The 18,666-nt window shown below is 59.1% G+C and carries 16 protein-coding genes and 2 pseudogenes; 15 read left to right on the top strand and 3 right to left on the bottom strand.

The window, feature by feature from the left end; genetic code table 11:
- Window positions 1-128, top strand: a pseudogene (locus VEB01_RS04100) (IS630-like element ISCARN102 family transposase); the annotation flags it as partial.
- A gap of 29 nt (window positions 129-157) precedes the next feature.
- Here VEB01_RS04100 and zwf read toward each other — a convergent pair.
- Window positions 158-1,669, bottom strand: a complete 1,512-nt coding sequence (gene zwf / locus VEB01_RS04095) for a glucose-6-phosphate dehydrogenase (RefSeq protein WP_324873070.1) — start codon at window positions 1,667-1,669, stop codon at window positions 158-160.
- A 107-nt stretch (window positions 1,670-1,776) separates the two neighbouring features.
- Between zwf and VEB01_RS04090 the strand changes: the two genes are divergently transcribed.
- Together VEB01_RS04090 and cmoA are read left to right on the top strand one after the other, a co-directional pair.
- Window positions 1,777-2,709 (top strand): CPBP family intramembrane glutamic endopeptidase, encoded by a 933-nt coding sequence (locus VEB01_RS04090; RefSeq protein ID WP_324873068.1) that lies wholly within the window; start codon window positions 1,777-1,779, stop codon window positions 2,707-2,709.
- 5 nt (window positions 2,710-2,714) lie between these two features.
- Window positions 2,715-3,440 carry a carboxy-S-adenosyl-L-methionine synthase CmoA gene (cmoA, locus tag VEB01_RS04085; protein WP_324873072.1) on the top strand — a complete coding sequence of 242 codons (726 nt, stop codon included), beginning with the start codon at window positions 2,715-2,717 and terminating at the stop codon, window positions 3,438-3,440.
- A 139-nt stretch (window positions 3,441-3,579) separates the two neighbouring features.
- Here cmoA and VEB01_RS04080 read toward each other — a convergent pair whose 3' ends face one another.
- Complete coding sequence (locus VEB01_RS04080) at window positions 3,580-4,161, bottom strand: HMA2 domain-containing protein (RefSeq protein ID WP_324873066.1); 582 nt, start codon at window positions 4,159-4,161, stop codon at window positions 3,580-3,582.
- Between the two features lie 714 nt (window positions 4,162-4,875).
- Between VEB01_RS04080 and VEB01_RS04075 the strand changes: the two genes are divergently transcribed.
- The 12 genes and pseudogenes from VEB01_RS04075 (at window position 4,876) to VEB01_RS04020 (ending at window position 17,824) form a co-directional block, all read left to right on the top strand.
- Window positions 4,876-5,481 carry a cytochrome c3 family protein gene (locus tag VEB01_RS04075; protein ID WP_324873064.1) on the top strand — a complete coding sequence of 202 codons (606 nt, stop codon included), beginning with the start codon at window positions 4,876-4,878 and terminating at the stop codon, window positions 5,479-5,481.
- Window positions 5,478-8,510 carry a TAT-variant-translocated molybdopterin oxidoreductase gene (locus tag VEB01_RS04070; RefSeq protein ID WP_324873062.1) on the top strand — a complete coding sequence of 1,011 codons (3,033 nt, stop codon included), beginning with the start codon at window positions 5,478-5,480 and terminating at the stop codon, window positions 8,508-8,510. Before VEB01_RS04075 ends, VEB01_RS04070 begins: the two co-directional genes overlap by 4 nt.
- The gene (nrfD, locus tag VEB01_RS04065) at window positions 8,494-9,864 is read left to right on the top strand and encodes an NrfD/PsrC family molybdoenzyme membrane anchor subunit (RefSeq protein WP_324873060.1); all 1,371 of its coding nucleotides are present in this window, start codon (window positions 8,494-8,496) and stop codon (window positions 9,862-9,864) included. Before VEB01_RS04070 ends, nrfD begins: the two co-directional genes overlap by 17 nt.
- Entirely contained in the window at window positions 9,861-10,400 is a 540-nt protein-coding gene (locus VEB01_RS04060) for a DUF3341 domain-containing protein (protein ID WP_324873058.1), read from the top strand. Before nrfD ends, VEB01_RS04060 begins: the two co-directional genes overlap by 4 nt.
- Window positions 10,387-10,953 carry a c-type cytochrome gene (locus tag VEB01_RS04055; protein WP_324873056.1) on the top strand — a complete coding sequence of 189 codons (567 nt, stop codon included), beginning with the start codon at window positions 10,387-10,389 and terminating at the stop codon, window positions 10,951-10,953. The genes VEB01_RS04060 and VEB01_RS04055 overlap by 14 nt, the downstream gene beginning before the upstream one ends.
- Complete coding sequence (locus tag VEB01_RS04050; RefSeq protein ID WP_324873054.1) at window positions 10,950-12,074, top strand: hypothetical protein; 1,125 nt, start codon at window positions 10,950-10,952, stop codon at window positions 12,072-12,074. Before VEB01_RS04055 ends, VEB01_RS04050 begins: the two co-directional genes overlap by 4 nt.
- A complete protein-coding gene (locus VEB01_RS04045; protein ID WP_324873052.1) occupies window positions 12,067-12,471 on the top strand; it encodes a hypothetical protein in 405 nt (134 codons plus the stop codon). Before VEB01_RS04050 ends, VEB01_RS04045 begins: the two co-directional genes overlap by 8 nt.
- Before the next feature lie 4 nt (window positions 12,472-12,475).
- Complete coding sequence (coxB, locus tag VEB01_RS04040) at window positions 12,476-13,429, top strand: cytochrome c oxidase subunit II (RefSeq protein ID WP_324873050.1); 954 nt, start codon at window positions 12,476-12,478, stop codon at window positions 13,427-13,429.
- Window positions 13,426-14,945 (top strand): annotated as a pseudogene (locus VEB01_RS04035) (cytochrome c oxidase subunit I). The gene coxB and the pseudogene VEB01_RS04035 overlap by 4 nt, the downstream one beginning before the upstream one ends.
- Window positions 14,905-15,579, top strand: a complete 675-nt coding sequence (locus VEB01_RS04030; RefSeq protein ID WP_324873049.1) for a cytochrome c oxidase subunit 3 family protein — start codon at window positions 14,905-14,907, stop codon at window positions 15,577-15,579. The pseudogene VEB01_RS04035 and the gene VEB01_RS04030 overlap by 41 nt, the downstream one beginning before the upstream one ends.
- On the top strand, window positions 15,572-16,270 hold the full coding sequence (locus tag VEB01_RS04025; protein ID WP_324873047.1) for a c-type cytochrome: 699 nt from the start codon (window positions 15,572-15,574) through the stop codon (window positions 16,268-16,270). The genes VEB01_RS04030 and VEB01_RS04025 overlap by 8 nt, the downstream gene beginning before the upstream one ends.
- A gap of 420 nt (window positions 16,271-16,690) precedes the next feature.
- Complete coding sequence (locus tag VEB01_RS04020; RefSeq protein WP_324873045.1) at window positions 16,691-17,824, top strand: triose-phosphate isomerase family protein; 1,134 nt, start codon at window positions 16,691-16,693, stop codon at window positions 17,822-17,824.
- 415 nt (window positions 17,825-18,239) lie between these two features.
- Here VEB01_RS04020 and VEB01_RS04015 read toward each other — a convergent pair whose 3' ends face one another.
- Entirely contained in the window at window positions 18,240-18,464 is a 225-nt protein-coding gene (locus VEB01_RS04015; RefSeq protein ID WP_324873043.1) for a hypothetical protein, read from the bottom strand.
- Window positions 18,465-18,666 lie beyond the last annotated feature (202 nt).

Raw genomic sequence — 18,666 nt, 5'->3', positions numbered from 1 at the left:
ACCTGACGCGCGAAGTCGCTGCCTGGGAAACCCGCCGGAATACCGTCCGCGCCAAAATCGATTGGCGTTTCACCACCGACAATGCGCGCATAAAGCTCAAGCATCTTTACCCTTCAATTCAACCTTGATGAAGCACTAGTGCTTCGGCCTTTTAACCCTAGCAAGACGTCTGACCCATTCCCGTGGTGAGCGGCGTCAGCCAGCTGTGGCCGTCCATCGCAGTCAAAGTGTCTGCGGATTCCGGACCTGTTGAACCGGCCGCGTAATTGGGAAAATTGGCCGGCCGGTTTTCGGCCCAGACATCCAACACCGGCATCAGCAAACGCCAGGATGCCTCGACCTGATCCGCCCGCATGAATAGGCCGGGATCCCCGGCCATCACATCCCGCAGCAAGGTTTCATAAGCGGGCGGGGTCTCGATCTTAAACGTTTCGCAATAATTGAAGTTCATTTGGACCGGGTGCAGACGCCGCCGCGAACCGGGCTCCTTGACATAAAAATTCAAACATATTTCCTCTTTTGGCTGCAGCCGTAAAACCAGGCTCACGGGAATCGAGTCTTCACTGGCGGAGGCCGGAAAGGCCCGATGAGGGACCGGCCGGAATCGTATGGAAATCTCCGAAACATCCGCCGCCATGCGCTTGCCGGTCCGCAGATAAAACGGCACGTCCTGCCAGCGCCAGTTGTCCACATATAACTTCAAGGCTGCGAAGGTCTCCGTACTGGAATCCGGCGCGATCCCGGGTTCGTCGCGATATCCTTTGACTTCGCGCCCCTTGATCCACCCTGCCCCATACTGCCCCCGGATCGCGCGCTGAAAGACTTGGTCCGAAGAAATCGGACGCAGCGCATGCATGACATCCATTTTTCGGCTGCGGATATCGTCGGCCTCATAGGCGGCGGGCGGTTCCATAGCCACCAAACAGAACAGTTGCATCAAATGGTTTTGCACCATATCGCGCAGCGCTCCGGCCCGGTCATAATAGCCCCCGCGATGCTCGACGCCGAGCGTCTCGGCTACCGTTATCGCCACATGGTCGATATAGCGCCGGTCCCAAATGGGCTCGAAAATGGGATTGGCAAAGCGTAGCGCGAGGATGTTCTGGACGGTCTCCTTGCCCAAAAAATGATCGATTCGGAATATCTGGTTCTCTTGGAAGTTTTTCTTAAGCGCTTCGTTGATGGCGCGGTACGATTCGATATCGTGGCCCAGCGGTTTTTCGACGACGATCCGGGACCGCTGCGGATACCGATGTAGCCCGGCCGCCCCGAGCTCCTTGGCGATGGCACTGAACAGGAACGGCGGCGTCGCCATGTAATAAACCCGCTGAGCCGGCTCTTTCCACTCGTGCTCCTGAGTTTTAATCAACTCATGGAGTTTTTGGTATATGGCGGGGTCGCTGAGGTCGCCGCGCAAAGAGCGTATACCGCGAATGAATTCCGGCCATCTCTCTCCGGATCGTCTATTGCCTTGAAATTTTTCGGAGCGCTTGGCCAATTCCTCGTTCGACAACTCCAGCCGGTCGATACCGACCAGGAGAAAACGCTCCGGCAGATCCTGGTTCGAATAAAGCTGGTAAAGCGCCGGCATAATCAAACGCCACGCGAGATCGCCCGCAAAACCGAACAGGACGAAAACGATGCCGTGTTGATGTCCATTCTGTTGCATTCGTTTCCCTCGACCCCGTCCGTTTTACCAACCGCGCACCATATGGGATAGACTTTCGAGCATTTAACGCTCCATCGACTTTAGCGCATCAATTCCCTAAATTTGCCATGTTTTCTCTAAGAACCTTTACTTTAGCGGCACTGACACCTTTACTCGTCGTACTTCTTTGCGCCTCGCTCGCGGCGCTTTTGGCCTATCCGATCTTTTTGATCGCGGGCGATGGCATCAGGTTTCATACGCTGGTAAACCGCAGCGGTCATTTGTTTCTCCTTCTCAGCATCATTCCGGCCGCGAAGTTTTTCAGCCTGCGCCGCGGGGATATCGGGGTGGGAAACAAGTCGGAGCTGTCCCGTCAAGTCGCGATCGGGATCCCCTTGGGCGCCGCCATGCTCGCCCTTCATGCATTAGCACTGATCGCCCTGGAGGTCCGCGAGATCGATATGGATGCCTGGTCGAACATTAATCGCCTCGGATCGATTGCCCTGAAGGCGCTCGGCATCGGATTGATCGTGGCGATTATCGAAGAAACGATTTTTCGCGGCGTTCTGTTCGCCGCGCTCCGAAAAACGGCCGGAACCGTAGCAGCCGTCCTCGTCAGTTCCTTTTATTTTGCCCTGCTGCATTTCCTGCGCAGCGACTTGAAACCCGCACCCACCGATGTCGAGTGGAATACGGGTTTTCGCATCGTGGGGGATGCCTTGAGCCATCTTCCGGCGCTGGACCCCTCCTCCTTTCTCGCACTCTTCCTCGCGGGAGTTTTTCTAGCCTGGATTCGGACGGCGTTTCCGGTGGGTTTGGGGTATTGCATCGGCATACATGCCGGGTGGGTCTGCATCATCAAGACCACCAAAGCGGCAACCAACGGCGTTCCGAGCGGATACTGGTCGTTTCTGACCGGGTCTTACGATGGAATGATCGGCTATCTCACAGCGGCCTGGATGAGCGTTCTGATTCTGCTGCTCGTGATCCGCATCCGCCGCCGCTCCGGCCCTGAAAAGGATCGGAAATCGCCGGACGGATTTGCGAAAGAGTCCATTTGAAGACGATGACCAAAGACGATTTATTTAAAGACAAACGTTCCACGGTGATGGATTTCGATTTCGGCAAGGATACTGCCGAGGTTTTCGACGACATGCTGGACCGCTCCGTCCCTTTCTATGCGGAGATTCAGCGCATGATGGGAGAAATTGCGGGGGACTTCGCCGTAGCGGGGACCAATCTTTACGACCTGGGCTGTTCGACCGGCACGACGTTCATTGGGCTCGACCCGGCCGTTGCGGCTGACGTGACTTTTATCGGGGTGGACTCCTCCCCCGATATGTTGGAAAAGGCTCGGAAAAAGCTGGAGGGTTGCGGCTTTTCACGCCCTTATGAGCTTGTCTGCCTTAATTTGGATGACGGCGTTCCCATCCTGAATGCCTCGGTGGTCATCCTGAACTTGACGCTGCAGTTTATCCGCCCGCTTAACCGAGACCGCGTTATTTCAGGCATTGCCCATGGATTGAACGACAGCGGCTGCCTCATCCTGGTGGAAAAAGTGCTCAGCCAGGACTCAACGATCAACCGGCTGTTTATCAAGCATTATTACGAGTTCAAGAAGCGCAACGGCTACAGCGAGCTTGAAATCTCCCAGAAGCGGGAAGCTTTGGAGAACGTTTTAATCCCCTACCATTTCGACGAAAACCGGGAGTTACTGCTACGAAACGGTTTCAAGTCGTGCGACGTCTTTTTCCGCTGGTACAACTTCTGTGGAATGGTTGCGTTGAAATGAGCTTCGATTCTCTGATTCAACGATCGTTGTTGTTTATCTATACGTTCGCTTCTTGAAGAAGACGCGGCGGCTTCAACCGGTGCGGAGGGCAGAATCGGAAACGGCCTTTCGCGCGGCAAAACGACCTCTGCAGAGCCGATTAGAAGGGACTGCCTGAATGCCCCCGCTTACCAACGGGCTCAGGCTTTGACGCTTCTGATTTCCGTTCCGCCACATCGTGCGTCCGGGTTTTGCCGAACAGGTCAAAACCCAACCAGAGCAAAAACCAGCCGGGCACTTTTTCGATCATGAGCCCGTTCCGAAGCATCGACCAGAGCCCCGCCCCGACGAACGCCAGCGGCAATGCCGTCCGAAGGTCGATCGGAAGTCCTGTCCAGCGGCTTATGCGGGTATTCAAGTCGTAGATCGCTTCGTTCACCGTCAAAGTCGCCGCAAGCGGCGGAGCCACGGAGGGCGCATGCGTCAGGTCTTCCACGATGACATCGACGTCTTGAAGCCACTTGAGGATTCCGGCTTTATCGCAGCGGCCGGAATCGTAATGGACGGTGACGCTTCCCGTGGTCGGGTTCACGTGAACCCGGGAGACCTCGGACTTTGCTTCCAAGTTGCCCTTTATCCGATCCAGAAGCGGACCATTGTGACGGGTGCGGCGGGATGTTATTCGCAGCCGCCCCGGAACGGCGCTGACGATCCGCGCCCGGTGAGTCGTGGATGAGTTCATGAAAACCGTCGCCTCCCGCTGGTTCCCAAAGCAATTCAGACCGGGATTGTAGGCCTAGGGAAATCCGCCGGCATATATGTTCGACCACGGACACACTGCCGGGGGGCTTGGATCGAGCTGCAATCCGATTTATCCCCCCACGGTTTTCTAGAGCATTTTCAAATCTGATGTATGGGTTTAATCGCGTGAGGCATTGTAAAGAAAAGGAAGCCGCTGTGGGCGGCGCTTAGTTTTGGAGCGGGTCTCGCCCCGCGGGCGAGTTCCTTTTCTTTGCTTGCCCAAAGAAAAGGAACCAAAAGAAACGGCACCCGGATGGCACGCTGATCCTGCACGTCACCGCCTGGAGCCGGGGGCGACAAAAGGCACTTCCGTGTGCCTTTGTCGCCGCGCGGCATCGTGCCGCGCCCCTTTGGGCTGATCCGGCTCCAGGCGGCGATGCTCGGGCGCGCCATGACGGGACCATCCAAACAATCCGAAAATACTATAGAGCTCGAAACCCTGCTTCACCCTGCGCATTGAGGATATTACCTATAGCTCGCGGGACTTCCATGATGCAGTATTGGATAAGTCCGAGTATACGATTCTCCTAGGATCCTTCACGACCGTCACAAGGTCCCAGACTATCAGTCGCCGGCCGGCTGCCGTAAACGGAGTTGCGCGCTAGTGGGACAGATCTTCCGACCGAGAGCCAACAGTTTCGCAAGGATCGCTCTTTTGGGGTTGATTCTTCTCATTGTTTTACCTTTCGGCATCGGCTTCGCCCTAGTCCGCTCGCCCTATTCGACCGGCGTCAGCGACGTTCCGCACCAACCCGTACCCTTCAGCCACGAGCATCATGTCAGCGGTCTCGGCATCGATTGCCGGTATTGCCATACCTCGGTGGAACATTCGGCCTTCGCCGGCATCCCGCCAACGGAAACCTGCATGACCTGCCATTCCCAAATCTGGACCAACGCCGCCATGCTGGAGCCGGTCCGGGAGAGCTGGCGGACCGGCAGCCCGCTCCGCTGGACGAGGGTCTACGACCTGCCCGACTATGTGTACTTCAATCACGGCATCCACGTCAGCCATGGCATCGGCTGTACCACCTGCCATGGCCCGATAGGCCGGATGCCGCTCACCCGGCAAGCCACGACGCTGTTCATGTCCTGGTGTCTCGACTGTCATCGCGAGCCCGAGCGCTACGTCCGGCCTCGGGAGCACGTGTTCGATCCCGATTGGACGCCACCCGAAAATCAACTGGCTCAGGGCCGGGAACTGGTGCATGAATACCAGATCCGAGTCGGAAAGCTCACCGATTGTTACCAGTGCCACCGATGAGTATGAAAACGCCCGGCATCAACGACAATTTCGCCGCGCTAAACGCACTGCTGACGCCGGGCGACAACCGCCCCTTGTGGCGCAGCCTGGAGGAATTGGCCGATACCGATACGTTCCGGGAATTCGCGGATCGGGAATTCCCCGAATGGACGGACCCATGGCTGACGCCCGTGAAACGCCGACGATTGCTCCAACTGATGGCGGCTTCGCTGGTTTTCGGCGGACTCGGCGGCTGCGGAAGGCAACCGAGAGAGGAAATCGTGCCCTATGTCCGGGAGCCCGAACAAATCGTACCGGGGAAACCGCTGTATTTCGCCACGGCCTTGACTCATGGCGGATTCGGCCAAGGGGTCGTCGTGGAAAGCCACATGGGACGCCCAACCAAGGTCGAGGGCAATCCGCTGCATCCGGCCAGTCTCGGCGCCACCGATATCTTTTCGCAGGCAGCGGTTCTGAGCCTTTACGACCCGGATCGCTCTCAAACCGTGACCAACGGCGGGCAACTCAGCAATTGGCAGGCTTTCGTCGAACACCTATCGGCGCAAAAAGACCAATGGGCAGCGCGGCGCGGTGCGGGGCTTTATATCCTCACCGAAACCTTCACGTCTCCGACGCTTGGTCAACAGCTAAATGATTTCCTCCGAATTTACCCGGAAGCGCGTTGGCACCAATACGATCCGGTCGGCCACACCAATATCCGTGAAGGCGCGCGGCTGGCTTTCGGCGAAGAGGTGGACACTCTATACCGCTTTGACCAAGCGGCGGTGATCCTGTCCCTGGACTGCGATTTTCTGACCGATACCCCGGCCCGCACCCGCTATGGCCACGATTTCGTCGCGAGCCGGCGCGTCCGGCGCGGCAACGTCGCCATGAACAGGCTCTATGTGCTGGAGTCCACGCCGACCCTGGCCGGGGCCATGGCGGATCATCGCTTGCCGGTGCAAGCCGGCCGCATGGAAGCCGTGACGCGGGCGCTGGCCGCCAAACTGGGCCGTGCCGACCGTCCGGACGGCGAGAAAGTGCCGGTGCCGGAACGGTGGCTCGACATCGTGACCCGCGATCTTTCGAATCATCGCGGCAACAGCGTGGTGATCGCCGGGGAGCACCTGCCGCCGGCGGTGCACGCCCTGGTTCAGGCGATCAACCAGCAGCTCGGAAACTTCGGCCGGACCGTGTTCCATATCGAACCCATAGCCTCGGCACCCGCCGATAACGGGGGCTCTCTCCCCGCCTTGTTGGACGACATCCTTACCGGAGGGGTGCAGACCCTGATCATTCTCGGCGGCAATCCGGTCTACGCCACGCCGGCCGACCTGGAGTTCGGACGGGTTTTGCGCCTGGTGCCGCTGCGCATCCACTGGGGTCTCTATGCCGACGAAACGGCCGAACTCTGCCATTGGCATATTCCCGCGCTGCACGAACTCGAGAGCTGGAGCGATGCCAAAGCGTACGACGGCACGGTCTCTCTGGTGCAGCCGCTGATTGCGCCGCTCTACGGCGGCCGGTCGGTGCACGAATTGATGGCGCTGTTGCTTGGGCAGACCGGAGCGTCGGACCACGACCTGGTGCAAGCTTATTGGCGGACCCGTCATAGCGGTCCCGATTTCGAGATGTTTTGGAAGAAGGCGTTGCGAGATGGCGTGGTCCCCGATACCGCCGGGGCACCAAAGACCGTCTCGGCCCGCGGCGATCTGGGGAAGGCGCTGCTGCCGTCCCATGAGACTTCCGACTCGACGCTTGAAATCCGATTTCGGCAGGACCCGAGCCTGTGGGACGGCCGCTATGCCAACAACGGCTGGCTTCAGGAATTGCCGAAACCCCTGACCAAGTTGACCTGGGAAAACGCCGTACTGCTCAGTCCCAAAACGGCGAAGCGTCTGGATTTCAGGAACGGCGACCTGGCGGAACTGCTTTACCGCGAGCGCCAATTGATAGCCCCGGTCTGGATCATGGCCGGACATGCCGACGATTCCGCCACGCTTTACCTCGGGTACGGACGCAACCGGGCAGGACACGTGGGGAATCGCACGGGTTTCGATGCCTATCGGCTCCGGGCGTCCGATGCGCCATGGTTCGATTACGGCCTCGAAATCCGGAAAACCGGACGACCGCTTGACTGGCTGAACCTGCTGCCTTCGACGGGAAGAGCCGAGCTGGCCACGACGCAGCGTCACCACACGCTGGACGGCCGCGATTTGGTAAAGGTACTCACCCCGAAGACGCTTGCATCGGCCGGCGCACAATCCCCTGAGCATAGAGCCTCCCTCTACCCGGAATACCGCTACGAAGGCTATGCCTGGGCCATGGTCATCGACCTGAACGCCTGCATCGGCTGCAATGCTTGCGTCGTCGCCTGTCAGGCCGAAAACAACGTTCCCATCGTCGGCAAGGACGAAGTGCGGCGAGGACGGGAAATGCACTGGCTGCGGGTCGACCGGTATTACGCCGGGGAGCCGGACAACCCCGAGACCTACTTTCAGCCGGTCCCCTGCATGCACTGCGAGAAGGCCCCCTGCGAGCCGGTCTGCCCGGTGCAGGCGTCGATTCACGATTCGGAAGGACTCAACAACCAGGTTTACAACCGCTGCGTCGGCACCCGGTTTTGCCAATCCAACTGCCCCTACAAGGTTCGCCGTTTCAATTTCTTCGGCTACGCGGAAGCGCTTGGAATCAACGAGGGCGCGCCCAGTGTCCGGGCGGTCCGGAATCCGGATGTGACCGTGCGGAGCCGCGGCGTGATGGAAAAGTGCACCTACTGCGTCCAGCGCATCAGCGCGGCGCGGATAGCGGCGGAACAGGAAAACCGCCGCGTTCGAGACGGCGAAGTGCAGACGGCCTGTCAGGCCGCCTGCCCGACCCAAGCCATTATCTTCGGCGATCTGAACGTACCCGGCAGCCAGGTCGCCGCGCTCAGAACCGAGCCGCACCATTACGCCTTGCTGGCGGAACTGAACACTCAGCCGCGCACCACCTATCTCGCAAGACTGCGCAATCCCAATCCGGAGTTCGACGATGAGCCGGAAAGTTGAGCGGCAGACGGACCCGGAGCGCGAGCCGATCCTGCACCCGGCCGAGGATTATGCCTCCATCAGCCGCGAGATCAGCGATATCGTGTTGCAGCCCACGAGCGGAGCCTGGTGGCTGGGTTTCTGCTTGAGCGGCTTGGGCGTCCTGCTCTTCATCGTTGCCGCCGGTTATCTCTTCTCGGCCGGGGTGGGCATCTGGGGAATCAACACCACCGTGGTTTGGGGCTTCGACATCATCAACTACGTCTGGTGGATCGGCATCGGCAACGCCGGGACTCTGATCTCCGCCATGCTCTACCTCGCCCGCCAACCCTGGCGCACCTCGATCAACCGGTTCGCCGAAGCCATGACCATCTTCGCCGCATCCATCGCCGGCCTGTTTCCCCTGCTCCATCTGGGCCGGCCTTATCTCTTCTACTGGCTGGCGCCCTATCCGAACGTCATGGGCGTCTGGCCCCAGTTCCGCAGTCCCTTGGTTTGGGACATGTTCGCCATCGGCACGTACATCATCGTGTCGGTCTTGTTCTGGTATACGGGACTGATTCCGGATTTGGCCACCCTGCGCGACCGCGCCCGGAGCCACGCCGCCCAGCTGGTCTACGGCGCCCTGGCTTTGGGCTGGCGGGGGTCGGCGGCACACTGGAAGCATTACGAAAAAGCCTACGTCATATTGGCGGCACTCGCCGTGCCGCTGGTGGTTTCGGTACACAGCGTGGTCGGCTACGATTTTTCGACCGCGCTCATGCCCGGCTGGCGCTCGACCATCTTCGCGCCTTATTTCGTAGTCGGCGCGATGTTTTCCGGCTTTGCCATGGTCATCGTCATCACCATCGCCCTCCGCGCGGCATTCAAGCTGCACGCGTTCGTGACCCTCCGTCATCTGGACGCCATGGCGAAGATACTTCTCACGGCATCGCTGATCATGGGCTATTCCTACGGCATGGAAGCGTTCATGGCCTGGTACGGCACCGACGCGGACGAATGGCGCCAAACCGTCGCGACCGCAACCGGGCCCTATGCCCCCGCCTATTGGGGCATGCTGTTCTGCAACGTGGCGATACCGCAACTGTGCTGGTCGGCGCGCGTTCGGCGCAGCATTCCGGTGCTGCTCCTTGTCGCCATCCTGGTGAATATCGGCATGTGGCTGGAGCGCTATGTCATCGTGGTCAACATCCTGAGCCACGGTTTCATTCCTTCCCAATTCCGGCTCTATTTTCCGACTATCTGGGACTGGGCCACGATGCTCGGCAGCTTCGCGCTGTTTCTTTGGTTCTTTTTCCTGTTCGTCCGGTTCGTGCCCATGGTTCCCATGCACGAGGTACGCAAACTCGCCCATGAAATGGGAGAGCGCTCATGAATCCGAATCCCTCATTACTGGCCGAATTCGAGACCGCGGAGCAACTTCTGAACGCCATAGTCCGGACTCGCACCGCGGGCTACCGCCGCATCGAGGCTTATGCGCCCTTCGCCGTTCCGGGCCTCGACGAGGCACTGGATCTGCTGACGCCCCGCCTGACCCACTGGATGCTGATTTTCGGCATTTTCGGCGGAGTATTGGCTTTTCTGCTGCAAGCCTATCTGGCCGCTGTCGACTATCCCCTCAACGCGGGCGGGCGGCCTTATTTCAGCTGGCCGCCCTTTACAGTGTTGACCTTTGAGTTCACCGTGCTCGGAGCGGCGGTGGCGGGTTTCTTAGGGATGCTGGCGCTCAACGGTCTGCCCCGGCATTACCACCCGATTTTCGATGCGGAGGGCTTCGACCGGGCGAGTCAGGACCGGTTTTTCCTTTTGCTCGATTCCGACGATCCCGAGTTCGAACCGGATTCGACCCGCCGGTTTTTGGATTCGCTGAGTCCGGTAGCCGTCACGGAGGTGGGCCGTGGATCCGGGTAAGCGCGGCTTCCGCCACCATCTCTTGATTTTTCTGGGGCTTCTCATGCCATTGTTCCTGATCGGCTGCGAACGGGACATGGCCGATCAGCCCAAATACGAACCGCTGGAAGCAGCCGGCATTTTTCCCGATGACCAATCCGCCCGCCCCGTCGTCGCCGGCACGGTTGCACGGGATGCCGTCCTCGAACCCCGTCCCGAACAATCCCCTTTGCCGATGACCGAAACGGTGCTGAATCGGGGCCGGGAGCGTTACGACATTTATTGCGCCCCCTGCCATGGTCGAACCGGCGACGGACAGGGCATGATTCCGGAACGGGGATTTCCGTGGCCGCCCTCCTACCATAGCGACCGTTTGCGGAACGCTCCCGACAGTCATTACTACGACGTCATCACCAACGGATACGGGGTCATGTTTTCCTACGCCAACCGGGTCGCGCCGGACGACCGCTGGGCTATCGCCGCCTACATCCGCGCCTTGCAGCTCAGCCAGAATGCGACGCTCGAAGACGTTCAGGGCGCGGGGCTGGCGGACCGGCTCCGGGAGGCAAAATGACGGAGCGTTCGCACCGACGGATGCCCCCTATCCTGCTTCTGCTGATCGCGGGCGCTGCCTTGTGCGTTTGCCTTTTTAGACTGTGGTGGGCGCCGGAGGCTTTTTTCCGCAGCTACCTTCCGGCCTGCCTGTTCTGGGTTGGACTGCCATTGGGTTCCCTGGCGCTGCTGATGATCCATCGGTTGACGGGAGGCGGATGGGGCGTCTTCATCCGCCCCGTTCTCGAGACCGGTGCCGGAACTCTGCCGGTCAACGCGGTGTTGTTCCTTCCTCTGCCCTTTGGCCTCGCGCACCTCTATGCCTGGGCAAGACCCGATTGGATGGCTCTGAATATTCCCGGAGGACAAGCGACCTATTTGCAGGCGGGATTCTTCCTGATCCGCGAAGGAACGGTTTTCATGCTTTGGCTGGGACTTGCGTCCGCCTTGGAGCTTTGGCGCAACCGATCCGCCGAAGCCAATCTCAACCGGCGCAGCGCGCTCGGCTTGATCGTCTACGGCCTGACCGTGACCGTATTCGGCATCGATTGGATCATGTCGCTGGAACCCCGCTGGACCTCGACCAACTTCGGATTCCTTTCGGCCGTCAATCCCATGGTCGCTGCCCTGGCGTTCGCGGTCATGGCCAAGTGCCTTCTGGCACGAACCGGCCGCGATACCGTCGGGAACTCGGCTTCGCTATTTCAGGATCTCGGCGGATTGCTGCTGGCTTTCGTGCTGCTCTGGAGCTATCTGGCGTTTCAGGAGTATTTGACGATCTGGTCGGAAAACCTGCCCGACAAGACGATCTGGTATGTGCAACGGCTTAACGCGGCGGGGTGGCGGTGGTGGACTTGGGTCATGGCCGCCGTTTACGGTGCGCTGCCGTTTGCTCTGCTACTGTCCCGCACTCTCAAACGCAACCCGAGGCGCCTGATTTGGGCAGCGGGGCTGGTCCTTGCGGGCAATGCGCTCGACACCTATTGGCTGGTGCTGCCGAGCTTTTATCGGACCCCGGAAGAGCTCAGCCCTCTGGATGCCTTGCCTTTTATCGCGGTCGGCGGATTCTGGCTTTCGGCCTTTCTCTGGGCCTTGCCGCGAGCCCTGGCCGAATCCGAATCGGAGAAAATGCCCCATGGCTGAAGAGGACCGAGGCATCCCCCCTATCTTGGCCCCCGAAGCGGGCGAAGCCGACATCAGCACCAAGGCACTGATCGCCGCCCTGGTGATTTTCATGGTGGTGGTGATCGTCGCCAGTGCGGGCACCTGGCTGTTGATCAAACGCTGGGCCCACATCGAACCGACGCCTGTCCTGCCTCCCTCGCCGCAAGCCACGGCCAAGGTCGGGCCGCCGCTTCAGATTGCACCGGCGCTCGACCTTCGGGCCTTGCGGGCACGGGAGGACCGGCTGCTTCAGAGCACCGAGTGGATCGACCGCGACGCCGGCATCGCCCGTATTCCGATCGAGGAAGCCATGGCCTTACTCGTCAAACGCACCGAGCGGAAAGACGAACCGCGCATGGGCAATCCGGGAGACTGACGCCATGGCCGGCACGGACGCCGTTTCCGATACCCCGCTACTGCCGCAGGCTTCCACCTTGGCCGAGCGGGTGGATGCGCTGTTTTTTACCCTGGTCGGGGTGGACGTGCTCATGGTCCTGGTCCTGAGCGGACTCATCATCGGCTTCGCCGTTTATTACCGGCGCAGCGCCCGCGTGAACCGCACCACCAACGTCCCGGAAACCAAGACGGAGATCATTTGGAGCCTCGGGCTTTTGACGATATTTCTCGCCATTTTCGTCTGGGCCGCTCATCTTTACGTCACGGAAGAAAATCCTCCCAGGAATGCTTTGGAGATTCACGCCATCGGCAAGCAATGGATGTGGAAATTCGAACACCGGAACGGACAGCGGGAAATCAACGAACTCCACGTCCCCCTGGGCCTGCCCGTGAAGGTCGTCCTGGCGACCCAGGACGTGATCCACAGCTTTTTCGTGCCGGCTTTCCGGGCCAAGCAGGATGTGGTGCCGGGGCGCTACCGAACGGTCTGGTTCACCCCTAGCCGGATCGGCCGTTATCACCTGTTCTGCGCCGAATATTGCGGATTGGATCATTCCCGGATGCGCGGCCAGGTCATCGTGATGGAACCGGCCGAGTACGAAGCCTGGCTGGCGGGCGATAGCGGCGCCGAGTCGTTGCCGGTCCAGGGCGAAAAGCTGTTTTCCAGCCTCGGCTGTATCATCTGTCACGGTGCCGGCAGCAAGGTCGCGGCGCCCTCGCTGGCCGGAATCTTCGGGAAACCGGTGCCGCTGACAGGCGGCCAGACCGTGGTCGCCGACGAGACCTATATCCGCGATTCGATCCTGATGCCGGAAGAACAGGTGGTCTCCGGTTACGAGCCGATCATGCCGAGTTTCGTGGGGCGCGTGGATCAATCCGATTTGACCAAGCTGATCGCGTATATCAAGTCTCTTTCCCGGGAGGAAGCCCGCCCATGACGAGCGCCGACATCAGCCTGCCCAAGCATTATCTCAATCATGACTACAGCCTTAGGTCCTGGCTCACCACCATAGACCACAAACGCATCGCCTGGCTTTATCTCGTCTCGATCACGGCGTTCTTTTTCTTCGGCGGCGCGGCGGCGACACTAATCCGCTTGGAGCTGGCCACGCCCGCGGGCGATGTGGTCCAAACGGAAACCTACAATCGGCTGTTCAGCCTCCATGGCATCGCGATGGTGTGGTTTTTTCTGATCCCGTCCATTCCGGCAACGCTCGGCAATTTTTTGATCCCGATGATGATCGGGGCGCGGGATGTGGCGTTTCCGCGATTGAACCTCTTGAGCTGGTATTTGTACGTCATCGGCGGATTATTCACGCTGGCCATGGCGATCGCGGGCGGCGTGGATACCGGCTGGACCTTCTACACCCCTTTCAGCAGCCTGTTCGCCAACGGCCAGGTGGTGCTAGCCGTGGTCGGAGTGATCATCGCCGGTTTCTCGTCCATCCTGACCGGACTCAACTTCATCGTCACCATACACAAGATGCGGGCGCCGGGGCTTTATTGGACGCGCCTGCCCCTGTTCGTCTGGGCCAACTACGCCACGGCCATCATCATGGTTCTGGCGACGCCGGTTTTGGCCATTACCTTGCTTCTGATCGCTCTGGAGCGGATCTTCGGCATCGGTATCTTCGATCCGAAAGCCGGCGGCGATCCGGTGCTGTTCCAGCATCTCTTCTGGTTCTATTCGCACCCGGCGGTCTACATCATGATCCTGCCGGGCATGGGCGTGGTGAGCGAAATCATCACCTGCTTCGCCCGAAAACGCATCTTCGGCTACGACGGAATGGCCTTCGCGCTCCTCGCCATCGCGTTGATCGGCTTCCTGGTGTGGGGCCATCATTTGTTCGTGGCTGGCGAGTCGGTCTATGCCGGCGTGATTTTTTCGCTGCTCAGTTTCATGGTCGCCGTGCCCTCGGGAATCAAGGTGTTCAACTGGGCCGCCACGCTCTACAAAGGTTCCGTCTCGTTATCGCCCATTTCCACTACATCATGGTGGGCGGCATGGTGATGGCCTATTTCGGCGGACTGCATTCGAAACGCCTCTGGTGGCCCAAGATGACCGGCCGGATGTACCCGGACGTGTGGGGCCGCATTGCCGCCATTACCATCTTCGTCGGCTTCAACCTGACCTTTTTCCCGCAGTTCGTTCTGGGCTATCTCGGAATGCCCCGCCGCTACCACACCTATCCGGACGAATTCCAGCTGCTCAATGTGCTTTCCTCGGCAGGTGCGCCGGTTCTGGCGCTCGGCTATCTGCTGCCGCTGGTCTACCTTCTGTACTCGCTGAGATGGGGTACCGTCGCGGGTTCCAATCCCTGGGACGCCAAGGGCTTGGAATGGCAAACCCCATCGCCGCCGCCCGAGCATAATTTCGACCGACTGCCGGTCGTCACCGAGGAGCCCTACGCCTATGGCTTACCGAAGCGTGATCCCGACGCCGCCCGAGGCTGAGGCGAAACCCGCCCCTCAGTTCGACAGCCTGCGCCAGCAATATGAGGCGGACACGCTGGGCATGTGGATTTTCCTGGCCTCGGAAATCCTCTTCTTCGGCGGTCTGTTCATGACCTATACCATCTACCGGGCGGCCTATCCGGAGGCTTTCGAAGCCGCCAGCGGCCGTCTCGATTTTCTGCTGGGAGGACTCAATACCGCGATTCTGCTGACCAGCAGCCTGACCATGACCTTGGCCGACGACGCCGTTATGCCGCGAAACCGGAAGGCCCTGATCGGATGGTTGAGCGTAACCGCGCTTCTGGGCGCCGTTTTTCTGGCCATCAAAGGCGTCGAATATGTCCACGAATTCCGCGAACAACTCGCCCCGCTATTCGGCCGACCTTTCGAGTTTCCACAGCCTCATACCGAGCAGGCCCGGCTGTTCTTCAGCTTCTATTTCGCGCTGACCGGGCTTCACGCCCTGCACCTCTTTATCGGCATCGTGGTGGTTCTGGTGATGCTGGTGCTGGCGATCCGCGGGGCTCCGGGGCTCGAAGCCAAGGTGATCATCGCCGGACTCTATTGGCATCTGGTGGATCTGATCTGGGTGTTCGTGTTCCCGCTGCTCTATCTGGCCGCCCGCCATGGATGAGGGAAAACGCCCGAATCACCTCGGGGTTTGGCTAGTCCTTTTAGGTCTCCTGGGACTGAACATCGTTCTGTCCTTCCTGGACCTGGGTGTTTTAAACCCGATCCTGACGATCGCCATCGCGGCCCTCCAGGCCTTTGTCATCGTCACCTTCTTCATGTATATGCGGTCCGCCGCACCGGTGCCGAGGATCGCCGCCGCAATCGGTTTCTTCTGGCTATTTCTGATGATCGCCTTGACCATGACCGATTACCAAACCCGCTTCGAAGACATCGCCCTCGGCCGTCTGTTGCCCGAACCCGGCTGGGAGTCGCCGCCCGTCGGCGCGGTGCCGAATCCCCTGGCCGAATCGGACTACTCACCCGCACCGCTACAACCGGCGCCGACGCCTGCCCCTACAGCTTTCGATGCGGCTTCCGGCGAACACATCTACGTATCCGTCTGCATCGTCTGCCACGGTGAAGGCCTCGGTGAGGCGCCGCGCGCCGGGGACAAAGCCGCCTGGCTGAAACGTATGGAACAAGGCGTGGATACTCTGGTTGCCCATGCCTTCAACGGCTTCAAAGGTATGCCACCTAAAGGCGGACATCCCGAACTGAGCGAACAGGATATCCGTAATGCCGTCGGCTATATGCTGTACGCCTCCGGCATCGAATTGCCGCGGCGAGCGGGCAGCAAGATCGAGTCCGATTAGCCGGGAACGGGTTCTTACCGTCCGGTTTGATGCCCAATGCCGTTAAGTCAAGCCCTACCTCGTCATGCCGGCATGGAAGGGCGATTCGACATTGTCCCGGCCTTCGATCCATGTATTGCCCATCTTGATCGAGTTAATAAATCAATTACTTACAATGAGCGTGTAAGCATGAACTGACATCGAACACACCTGTCAAGTATTGACAGTGGATAACTCGGAAAGAAAAGCCAAGAGGCGAAGTTTGCGAACCCTCGAAAAGGGTGCGGCGTCGGCCTACGGGAGACAAGGTGAAGAATTGGTGAGGTGCCACGGGCGCAAACCACGAGAATGGAGCCAGGCACTACAATAGTTTGTAGTTGTATCATGTGTCCGTAGTCCCCATTTTACATCGCACGGGGCGCTCTGTTACGCGGATGGCAGATGAAGCCGAGGTACCGGATTAAAAGGAAAAAACAAACCATGAAAACGGCAAGTGTATATCGGAACTATTATCGCCAAAGAACGGCAAATCAATGGCATAAAGCCGAAACCGAAGTCGGAGATCCAGGCGCAATCAGGCCATTCCTCGCCGGCAATTGGAAAATGAACATGATTCCAAGATCGGGGGTCGCACTCGCTGCAAGAATCTTCGACCTTTGCAAAGGCGTAAAGGATGTCGATATCGGCTTGGCCCCTCCCTTCACCGGGCTCTCTACCCTCGCCGATTACATCAAACCGGATTTTCTCCGGACGGAATACGGTCTTGGACGAAACGTGTTCCTGCTGGCGCAGGATACGTTCTTTGAAGCCAAGGGCGCGTTCACGGGAGAAATCTCATCCGAAATGCTCGCGGCGATCGGCGTTGACCGCGTCATCATCGGACATTCGGACCGCCGGACCAACCTCGGGAAATATTTTGGGTTCGGGCCCAGTATCGCGAAACGGCTATCCAGAAGTTTTCTTTTACAAGAGCTGGAACAGCTCAAAGCAAAAGAAGACGCGGATCGGCAAATTCTGACGGCCCTTGAGCATCTGGCTGCCGAAAAGAACCAGGACGTTCTTGCGGGAATACAAAGATTTCTGGAAGAAGAGCTAATCGAGCGGGCCGGAGAAAGCGACGAAACCATACAGAAAAAAGTTCAGGCGTCCCTGGCCCACGGTCTTCAGGTAATCCTCTGCGTCGGCGAGAACAAGGAAGCCAGGGAAACCCATGAAACCTTCAATCTGCTGGATCGGCAGTTAAGAATGGCGCTTGAGGTCGTTTCGCCGAGAACCGTGAGCGAGGTGGTGATCGCTTACGAGCCGGTATGGGCTGTCGGAGAGGGCGCAGAACCCGCCAAACTGGAACAGATCAGCGAAGTGCACGACTTTATCCGGAATCTGATAATGGACCTGTACGGCGAGCAAATCGCTTCGTCGATCAGGATTCTGTATGGCGGCAATGTGAAACCCGACAATATCGCCGACATCATGAGTCTTGCGGGAGTGGACGGCGCCCTGGTGGGCGGGGCAAGTTTAAAGGCCTGTGATTTCGCGCAAATAATCAGATTCGGCCTGAATTCTCCATGCTCCTGAATCCGGTCTCCGAATACTCCCGGCCGAAGACCCATCATCGGGCGCCACAAGCTATGGCTTGCTCGCGCCGCAGTCCTATCGAAGCACGCCGGGAACGAGTGCTCTAAGCTGCGGCGGACTACGCCTCGCTATTCCGCTACCAACTCTGAATCATTCATGGTCCCGAGCGGTCTTCGAGTACCCCTGGCCGAATCCCTCCATAACTGGACTCTCCGTCCCACGAGATACGCTTTTTCAGGTCGCGACGCTTCGAAGTACGGCCGGAAACAAATGATCTAAACTAAATCAGCAAAAAAACTTTGGGATAGAACTACGCTCGGGAATCGATCAGGCGCCACATCAAGCGGGGGCCTTAGTCCGCAAGTCACAGTTGCCATCACACGCTACACGGATCATGCAAAACCGAACCGATCTTTTAGTTTTTTTGCTCCTGATGGTTTGTCCCTTTAGCGCGCATGCCGCGGGGAATTTCAGCAACTGGACAGAGACCTTTCAGGTTCACGGATTTCTCGAGCAAGGTTTCGTAGCCACTTCCGGGAATCGATTTTACGGCAACAGCACGCACGGAAGCTTCGATTTGACGCAAGTCGGGTTGAACGCATCGACCCGTCCCTTCAACAATATCCGCTTCGCGGTTCAAGGCTTATATCGCCGCGCCGGCGAGCAAATACCTGAAGAACTGCGACTCGATTACGGCCTAATGGGCGCCTCGAAAAACCTGTCTGCTGAGATAATGGCTATCTCTCAACCCATGCAAGAAGCCCCACCATGAAGATCAAAGAGAGCCTGTTTGCTGCTGAGGAACGAGAAGCCAAGCTCGACCGACTCGGAGATGTGTTGCA

This window comes from Methylocaldum sp., assembly GCF_035627495.1.
GTDB lineage: Bacteria > Pseudomonadota > Gammaproteobacteria > Methylococcales > Methylococcaceae > Methylocaldum.
Note: the sequence above shows the minus strand (reverse complement) of the source record. Positions and strands in the feature narration are given on the sequence as shown.

Excerpts from the sequence above, each read along its gene's own strand:
- VEB01_RS04050 (WP_324873054.1), top strand. The coding sequence starts at position 10,950 with ATGACGGAGCGTTCGCACCGACGGATGCCCCCTATCCTGCTTCTGCTG.
- VEB01_RS04045 (WP_324873052.1), top strand. The coding sequence starts at position 12,067 with ATGGCTGAAGAGGACCGAGGCATCCCCCCTATCTTGGCCCCCGAAGCG.
- VEB01_RS04090 (WP_324873068.1), top strand. The coding sequence starts at position 1,777 with ATGTTTTCTCTAAGAACCTTTACTTTAGCGGCACTGACACCTTTACTC.
- cmoA (WP_324873072.1), top strand. The coding sequence starts at position 2,715 with ATGACCAAAGACGATTTATTTAAAGACAAACGTTCCACGGTGATGGAT.
- VEB01_RS04070 (WP_324873062.1), top strand. The coding sequence starts at position 5,478 with ATGAGTATGAAAACGCCCGGCATCAACGACAATTTCGCCGCGCTAAAC.
- VEB01_RS04060 (WP_324873058.1), top strand. The coding sequence starts at position 9,861 with ATGAATCCGAATCCCTCATTACTGGCCGAATTCGAGACCGCGGAGCAA.
- zwf (WP_324873070.1), bottom strand. The coding sequence starts at position 1,669 with ATGCAACAGAATGGACATCAACACGGCATCGTTTTCGTCCTGTTCGGT.
- coxB (WP_324873050.1), top strand. The coding sequence starts at position 12,476 with ATGGCCGGCACGGACGCCGTTTCCGATACCCCGCTACTGCCGCAGGCT.
- nrfD (WP_324873060.1), top strand. The coding sequence starts at position 8,494 with ATGAGCCGGAAAGTTGAGCGGCAGACGGACCCGGAGCGCGAGCCGATC.
- VEB01_RS04025 (WP_324873047.1), top strand. The coding sequence starts at position 15,572 with ATGGATGAGGGAAAACGCCCGAATCACCTCGGGGTTTGGCTAGTCCTT.
- VEB01_RS04020 (WP_324873045.1), top strand. The coding sequence starts at position 16,691 with ATGAAGCCGAGGTACCGGATTAAAAGGAAAAAACAAACCATGAAAACG.
- VEB01_RS04080 (WP_324873066.1), bottom strand. The coding sequence starts at position 4,161 with ATGAACTCATCCACGACTCACCGGGCGCGGATCGTCAGCGCCGTTCCG.
- VEB01_RS04030 (WP_324873049.1), top strand. The coding sequence starts at position 14,905 with ATGGCTTACCGAAGCGTGATCCCGACGCCGCCCGAGGCTGAGGCGAAA.